Origin of the sequence: Levilactobacillus angrenensis, from assembly GCF_003946085.1 — a bacterium.
In the GTDB taxonomy this organism is placed as follows: domain Bacteria; phylum Bacillota; class Bacilli; order Lactobacillales; family Lactobacillaceae; genus Levilactobacillus; species Levilactobacillus angrenensis.
Genome location: NZ_RHOB01000005.1, coordinates 156,479 through 164,107 on the forward strand (window position 1 = coordinate 156,479; position 7,629 = coordinate 164,107).

Annotated in this window: 6 protein-coding genes; 1 reads left to right on the plus strand and 5 read right to left on the minus strand. The window is 50.6% G+C overall.

The window, feature by feature from the left end; translation table 11 throughout:
* Positions 1-45: 45 nt before the first annotated feature.
* The 5 genes from EKM83_RS13520 to cdaA form a co-directional block, all read right to left on the minus strand.
* Entirely contained in the window at positions 46-168 is a 123-nt protein-coding gene (locus tag EKM83_RS13520) for a hypothetical protein (RefSeq protein ID WP_125575433.1), read from the minus strand.
* Positions 169-649: 481 nt separating this feature from the next.
* Entirely contained in the window at positions 650-2,467 is a 1,818-nt protein-coding gene (gene glmS / locus EKM83_RS04500) for a glutamine--fructose-6-phosphate transaminase (isomerizing) (RefSeq protein WP_125575434.1), read from the minus strand.
* A gap of 430 nt (positions 2,468-2,897) precedes the next feature.
* Positions 2,898-4,253, minus strand: coding sequence for a phosphoglucosamine mutase (glmM, locus tag EKM83_RS04505; protein ID WP_125575435.1), 1,356 nt, complete (start codon positions 4,251-4,253; stop codon positions 2,898-2,900).
* 35 nt (positions 4,254-4,288) lie between these two features.
* Positions 4,289-5,263, minus strand: coding sequence for a CdaR family protein (locus EKM83_RS04510; protein ID WP_125575436.1), 975 nt, complete (start codon positions 5,261-5,263; stop codon positions 4,289-4,291).
* A complete protein-coding gene (gene cdaA / locus EKM83_RS04515; protein ID WP_125575437.1) occupies positions 5,263-6,111 on the minus strand; it encodes a diadenylate cyclase CdaA in 849 nt (282 codons plus the stop codon). Before cdaA ends, EKM83_RS04510 begins: the two co-directional genes overlap by 1 nt.
* Before the next feature lie 237 nt (positions 6,112-6,348).
* On the opposite strand from cdaA, the gene EKM83_RS04520 reads away from it, so the two are divergent.
* Positions 6,349-7,008 carry a DUF1361 domain-containing protein gene (locus tag EKM83_RS04520; RefSeq protein ID WP_125575438.1) on the plus strand — a complete coding sequence of 220 codons (660 nt, stop codon included), beginning with the start codon at positions 6,349-6,351 and terminating at the stop codon, positions 7,006-7,008.
* Positions 7,009-7,629 lie beyond the last annotated feature (621 nt).

The window sequence follows — 7,629 nt, forward strand, 5'->3', positions numbered from 1 at the left end:
TAAATTTTCTGTAAACAAAAAGGGCGTTCGCCACTGGCTCCCGTCCTACTTCCGCCGAACACCGCGGCGGTTCGCACTTAACTCATTTTGTTGCTTGCGGAATTTTTCAAAGGTCGCATCCCGCTGTTTTTGGTTCTTGTGACTATCGACTCGTTTCGTATATTTCATGGTCTGCACCTCCGTTCCTCTTATGAGTGATTTGGGAATACTATACAACTAAACTTAAGTTTAGGCAAGGAAAACACTTGATCTGTGGCGAACAAAGTTAGTTGGCAACCGTGGTTTCATGCTGACCGCCTCGCCGTTCGCTAACAAAGGTGATGTTGATTCCAACCCATTTCTAATGGAAACCACAAGTGTTCTGGACAACCCCAATCGTAGCCAAGAGTGGAGCGAAAATAGGCTCAGCCGTGGGAGTTTGCTTAGCGGCGGGCTTTGGCGCTTAGACAACTGGCGTCTTTGAAACGCGGTCCTCGGCTCAAAGCGAAGACGAGACCGCCCCTTGGCTCGTCTGGACCGCCCACCGCGTTCCAGCCTATTTTCGCGCAACGGTAGGCGGCAAGCACCCCCTGTCATGTTCAGAACAAAAAAGTGGTCACGCCGCAGGATGAACTGCGAGGTGACCACCAAATTATTTTTAAATTAAATCCTATTCAACTGTTACACTCTTCGCCAAGTTCCGCGGCTTGTCAACGTCCAAGCCCTTGTTCAGGCTGGTGTAGTAAGCCAACAATTGGGCAGGAACGACACTCAGCAATGGCATCAACATTTCGTCAACGTCTGGCAGAATCAAGTCGTCGCCGTCTACGGCTAAGCCTTCACGCACGATGGTCAAGGTCTTGGCGCCGCGAGCCATGGTTTCTTGCAGGTTGCTCCGCGTCAAACCGGCCGTCTTCGCCTGGGTGATGAAGCCGATGACTGGCGTGCCCTTTTCGATCAAGGCAATCGTCCCGTGCTTCAATTCACCGGAAGCAAATCCTTCACATTGAATGTAAGAGATTTCCTTCAGCTTCAAAGCGGCTTCCAAGGAAACGGCATGGTCGATTCCCCGGCCAATGTAGAAGGCCCGGTTAGTCTTCATCAGGTAGTCGTTGGAAATCTTTTCCAGCTTATCCTTTTCGTCGACGATGGCTTGCATCCCCGTTGCCACCAAACCTAATTGTTGACGAACATTAAAGTTTTGGGCAATGATTTGTCCGGTCACTTCGCCCAGCGCCTTGGCTAAAATAGCTTCCAACGCGATTTGGGCAGTGTACGCCTTGGTTGAGGCCACGGCGATTTCTGGACCGGCGTGCAACAACAGCGTGTAAGTGGCTTCCCGTGATAACGTGGAGTTTTGCACGTTGGTGATGGTCAGACTGGGGTAACCCGCGTCGTTGACGTTGACCAAGACTTCACGACTGTCAGCCGTTTCCCCGGATTGCGTCAGGAAAATGAAGAATGGCTTGTCTGACAACATTGGTTGTTCGTAGGCAAATTCGGAGGACACGTGGACTTCCGTTGGGATGTGCGCCAAGTTTTCAAACAGACGCTTCCCAATCAAACCGGCGTGGTAGCTGGTCCCAGCACCCACGATGTAGAGCCGGTCAGCAGCTTGCATCGCCTTCAACAACTTATCGTCGATTTCTGGTTCGCCGTGTTCTGACAGGTAAGTTTGGGCTAATTTCCGCATCACGTTAGGTTGTTCGTCGACTTCCTTCAGCATGTAGAATGGGTAAGTCCCCTTGTCAGCTTCGTCCGGGTTCATGTCGACGTGGAAGGTCTTGCGTTCAACGGGTTGACCGTTGGCGTCTTGAATCGCAACCTTGTCTGGCGTAATCGTGACCACTTCGCCGTCCATCAATTCTAAGAAGTCATGGGTCTGCCGCAACATGGCTAAGGCATCGGAGCAGACCACGTTAAAGCCGTCGCCGACCCCAATCAACAGTGGGCTCTTGTTCTTGGCAACGAACAGCGTATCTGGTTGTTCGCGGTCCATCATTAAGAAGGCGTATGAAGACCCCTTCAACAGGCTCAACGTCTTTAAGAAGGCTTGCTTGGCATCCAAGTTGTCTTCTACGGCGAACTTGTCGATCAATTGGACGACGACTTCCGTATCCGTTTGGCTTCTGAATGGCACATCACTCAGGTATTGCGCCTTCAGTTCTTGGAAGTTGTCAATCACACCGTTGTGGACCAAGTAGAACCGGTTGTCGTTTGAGAAATGTGGGTGCGCATTGTCCACGCTAACGACCCCATGGGTTGCCCAACGCGTGTGCCCAATCCCCGTGGAACCGTGAACGTCAGGTGTAATCTTCGCCCGTAATTGTGAGATCCGGCCCTTGGTCTTAACCAAGTAGTCCTGACCCTTTTGATCATTAACATAGATACCGGCTGAATCGTAACCCCGGTATTCCAATTTTTGTAAACCGTCAACTAAAATCTTAACGGCATTGTCGTTCCCCGTAACACCAACAATTCCACACATAGTCATATCTTCCTTTGCTCGACACCAATTCCGGTAAACCGGCCGGGTCGGATAGTTTGATTAGTAAAATGAATCCCTTTTCTCAGAAATTGGTATAGACTGAAATATTATGAAAATCATCTCTGAATGACTATACTTTACAGCCTTTAGCCAAGGTTGTCAATCAGAAAAGCCAAAACCGGTCTATCAAATTTTTAATAATAAATTTTGCGTAAATTCTGACCGCTAAATTCCCCTGAAAACAGGGCAAATGGCCCACTCAAACTGAGGGTTGGCTGGCAAGTGACCGTCTCGCCCAGGAGCTTCAAGTCCAGTTCATTTCCGACAAAAAGGTCTGGGACAAAATATCCCAGACCCTTATACGTCACTTTAAATGGCCGAAACGTGCGCCAAAAGGCGATCGCGTCCGGTTCCGCTTTTTCTTCAGACTTTATTCAACGCCGACTTCAGCCCGCACAACATCGGCGATCCGGTCGACGTAGCCCGCCACCGTTTCTTCAGTTGGGGCTTCAGCCATGACCCGCAGCAGTGGTTCTGTCCCGGAAGGCCGAACCAGCACGCGGCCATCGCCGTTCATTTCCTTTTCGACGGTCGCAATCATGGCTTGGACTTGGGGATTCTCCAAGGCGGCTTGCTTGTCAGCGACCTTCACATTGACCAACTTTTGTGGATACGTCTTAACATCTGCGGCCAGTTCAGACAGCTTCTTGCCAGTCACTTTCAAAATGTGCAGCAATTGTAAGCTGGTCAACAGGCCATCCCCCGTGGTGTTGAAGTCCAAGAAGACGATGTGTCCGGACTGTTCGCCACCCAGGTTATAGCCAGACTTCCGCATTTCTTCAACCACGTAACGGTCCCCGACCTTGGTCTTGACCGACTTCAATTCGTGGGCCGCCATAGCCTTATACATGCCCAGGTTACTCATAACAGTCGTCACGATGGTATCCTTCTTCAAGCGACCATGTTCTGCCATATATTTCCCGCAAATGTACATGATCTTGTCACCATCGACAATGTTGCCGTTCTCGTCGACTGCGATGCACCGGTCTCCGTCACCATCAAAGGCCAGACCAATCTCGGCGCCCTTTTCTACGACGAACTTCTGTAATTGTTCCGGATGCGTTGACCCCACTTGATCGTTGATGTTCAAGCCGTTGGGCGTCGTCGCAATCGTATCGAAGTCCAGGTTCAAGTCAGCATACAGCCGTGAGACCAGTCCACTGGTAGCCCCGTTAGCGGAGTCAACGGCGATATGTAACCCGTCTAAGTCGTCCGCAATCGTTTGTTCCAAGAATTGGATGTACTTTTGGCTACCTTCGGAATAATCTTCGACGGTCCCCAAGCCATCAGTGGTGGGCCGTGGTAAGTCGTCGCTCTTGGCGTCCAGTAAGGCTTCGATTTCTTCTTCCATTTCGTCAGACAACTTGTAGCCGTCATTACCGAAATACTTGATACCGTTGTATTCCACTGGGTTGTGGGAGGCCGTGATCATGACCCCGGCAGCGGCGCCTTGCGTCCGGACCAAGTAGGCGACGGCTGGCGTCGTGATGACGCCTAACCGGAGCACTTCGATGCCGACGGACAATAAACCAGCGACCAAGGCGTTTTCCAGCAATTGACCAGAGATTCGGGTGTCGCGCGCAACCAATACTTGGGGATGGGCGTTGTCGCTATCAGCGTGTTGGGTCAACACGTAACCGCCAAACCGGCCAACTTTAAACGCCAATTCGGGTGACAAATCTTGGTTCGCAACGCCCCGCACACCATCAGTTCCAAAATACTTCATGTCAAAATTCCTCATTTCTCAATCTGTTTGTTGGTTTATTTGCTCGACACATTGACCGTCACTTGAATCGTGGTGGGGTCAATGGCCGTCACATTATTTTCATCTGCATCTAGGGTGATCGTTTTGGTAGTCTTGCTGGTGATATCGCTCAGATCCACCGACGCGGCCACACTACTCCCTAATTTGTTCAGTTGACTCTCACTACCATAAGCCATGACCTTCTTGGGGTTGGCCGTAATCGAATAGGACGAATCACTGCTGCCATTCTTGCCGGAAACATCGACGCTGACCTTCTTGCCCTCCCCATCCGAGGTCACGGGCAGGTTCACCGTCGTGGTCGACGGCGTCAAAATGACGTTGACCGTCTTGCCACTACTGTCCAGCGCTTCAATCACGGCTTGACTCTTGACCGTCTTCTTCGTGTTGGCCGGCACCGTCAACTGGGCGACCACCTGCTTGACTCTGGCGATCTCGTTAGCCGCCCCGGTCGCCTTGACCGTGGTGGTATCCGAGGTCGCCTTGCCAGCACTATACCCAGCAGCAATGTTTTGACTATTATACCGAACCTTGACCGGGAATGAAACCGTTCGTCGTGGTTCGATGTCTACTGAGATTTTTGCCGGCGAAATCGTGGAGGCAATCTCGTGGTTCAACCCTTCTTGGTGTAGCGTGACGGTATGCTTCCCCACCCCCAGGTCACTCAAGGCGGCGTACACCTTAAAATTTTGGGTGTTGGCCGTCGTGGTCACCAGGGCGAGCGGCCCCTTCAGCTTTACTTTCACTTTAGAAGGGTAGCCGGTCACAAAATATTTATTACTATTCACGTTTAATTGTAAAGGGACTGACACCGTCATCGTCTTGGTCGCCGTCAGTGACGTGTTGTTACTGGTGGTACTCGTGGACGACCCACTATTCGATGACTTGGTGCTGTTGACGTAGAAGAACAACAGAATCGCTAAGATGAGGGCGAGGATGCGGTACAACCACGTGGTGTAACGTTCATTTTTCATTAACGCCGCCCCCCTCTAAACCGTTGATCGAACCAATCCAACGCCTTTAAGAACACGTTGTTGTTCTCCGTGGCTTCGTCGTTGACCAGTTCATTACGCAAGAACTTCAGGTAATCCGTCTGGGTCAACCCGCGCAACAGCTCGTTGTTCTTCGTGATGGAGACTTCCCCGGTCTCTTCGGAAATGACGATGGTCAACGCATCGGTGACTTCGGAAATACCGACGGCCGCCCGGTGCCGCGTTCCCAATTCCTTGGGGATCAGATTGCTTTCAGACAACGGCAGGTAAGCCGCGGCCACGGCAATGCGGTTATTGCGAATGATAACGGCCCCATCGTGTAGCGGGGTATTGGGGATGAAGATGTTGATCAGTAATTCACCGGTCAACTCGGCATCCAAATCAATGCCCGTTTCAATGTAGTCCTCCAGCCCGGTATCTCGTTGAATCGTCATCAACGCCCCGATTCGCCGTTTGGACATGTACTGAATCGCCTTATCGAGGCCCTCGATCATCTTGTTGGCCGCCTCATTTTCATGACGGACACGGACGAACAGGGACCCCCGGCCGAGGTGCTCCAACCCCCGCCGAATTTCTGGTTGAAAAACAATAATGATGGCAATAACGCCCCAGTTGATCACCTGGTCGACCAGCCACGACACCGTGTTCAGCCCCATGTAGGCACTGACAAAGCGGACAATCAGAATTAAAATGACGCCCCGGAACAGCTGAATCGCTTTTGTTCCACGTAGCATCACGATTAATTCGTAGATGACGAACCACACCACAAGAATGTCGAGAAGGTTGACCAGATTGCCGATAGTTAGGAGATTTCCCCAATCCAGGTTCATGACTTTCCCTCCAAATTGAATTCAAATTTCATTATAGCACGGCACCGCTGACATTTCGCCCCGATTCCGCTTGATTCCTGTAAACATCCCTTGCCAGTTGCAAAACTTACGGATTCCTTAAAGTCAACGCTGAGCATTATTTATCTGCTAATAATCTGCTAAGATAGAAGTCATATTCCGTTCGTTTATGGCGATGACGCTGTAGAATAAAGGTAGTAGTTTGTGAAAGGATTGGTGATGGCAATGAAACGGCGAGCACGGTGGGAAATCCGCGTTTTCTTCGTGGCGTGGCTTATTTTTCTCTTTTTCCGCGCCAAGGACCCTTTTTCCTTCTTAGTCCTCAATACCTTCTTGGGCGCCATTCCCATTGAACTGAGCTTTCACCTGGGCAATAAACGCCCGCGTGGCTGGCTATTTTGGCCGCTAGTCGTGTTGTGGTTGCTCTTTTATCCCAATGCGCCCTACCTGTTGACCGACCTGTTCCATTTGTCGCTCTTGCAACCATACGCCGTGAGCGGCCTGCTGCGGGTCACGCCGCACTTGTGGATCTACTTTACTTACATGATCATCAGCGCCGTCAGCTGCTCATTTTTGGGCTTCTGGAGCCTCAATCACGTGAGTCAGGCCATCACCCACCGACTGGCCAAAGATAACGGCATTGCTCGCCTGTTCGTCGTGTTGGTGCTGACCTTCCTGACATCAGTGGGGCTGTACATCGGTCGCTTCCTACGTATTCACACCGTCTACCTCTTCCTCAACCCCGAGCAATTCATTCGCCCGTTGATGGACATGTGGACCACTAACATGTGGGTCTTCGTGGGACTGATGACTTTGATTCAGCTCTTCTGTTACTGGATTCTATACCTTATCATGGACAACCGTGAGGCAACCGACTAGGCTTCACCTCTACTAACAAATTTAAACGACGTTGCGGGCCATCACTGATGGGTCGCAACTTTTTTGTTAGTGACTCAGGGTTGAGAGATGAAAATCGGCTAGAAACGTTGCCACCACGCGACTCATGGCGTAAACATTAGTTGTTGACAGCATCCTAGTTAGAACTGGCCGCCTACCGTCCGCCAACTATGGGTTGGAACGCGGTGGGCGGAACCCTGGCTGACGCAGGCTCCTGGTCTCACAAATTTTAGTGGACAGTACACTGTCGTTCAAGACCAACCTTATACAACTAATTTACCATTGTTCAGCCAGCCACATCTTCATCCCGTCGCCCAAGTTCTTAGTTTGAGCCATTAACTAACATCCCCCCCGCTACTCTTACTAACGAAATCCAACTTGATTTTGTCACCTTTTCTCGCCGGTTGGGTCGTTCACCTTACTAATGGGATTACTAATTATCTGTGTAAATTTATGGCTCTTTGTCAACTGTTGTTGGTAATCGGCTGTCTGAGGTTGCCTAATCGTATTATGATTAGGCAGCCTTTTTAATTCCGAATACTAGATGAATCCTTAATCTAAAGCTACTAAAACAACCGAATCCGTAGCTGACTCGCTTGATTA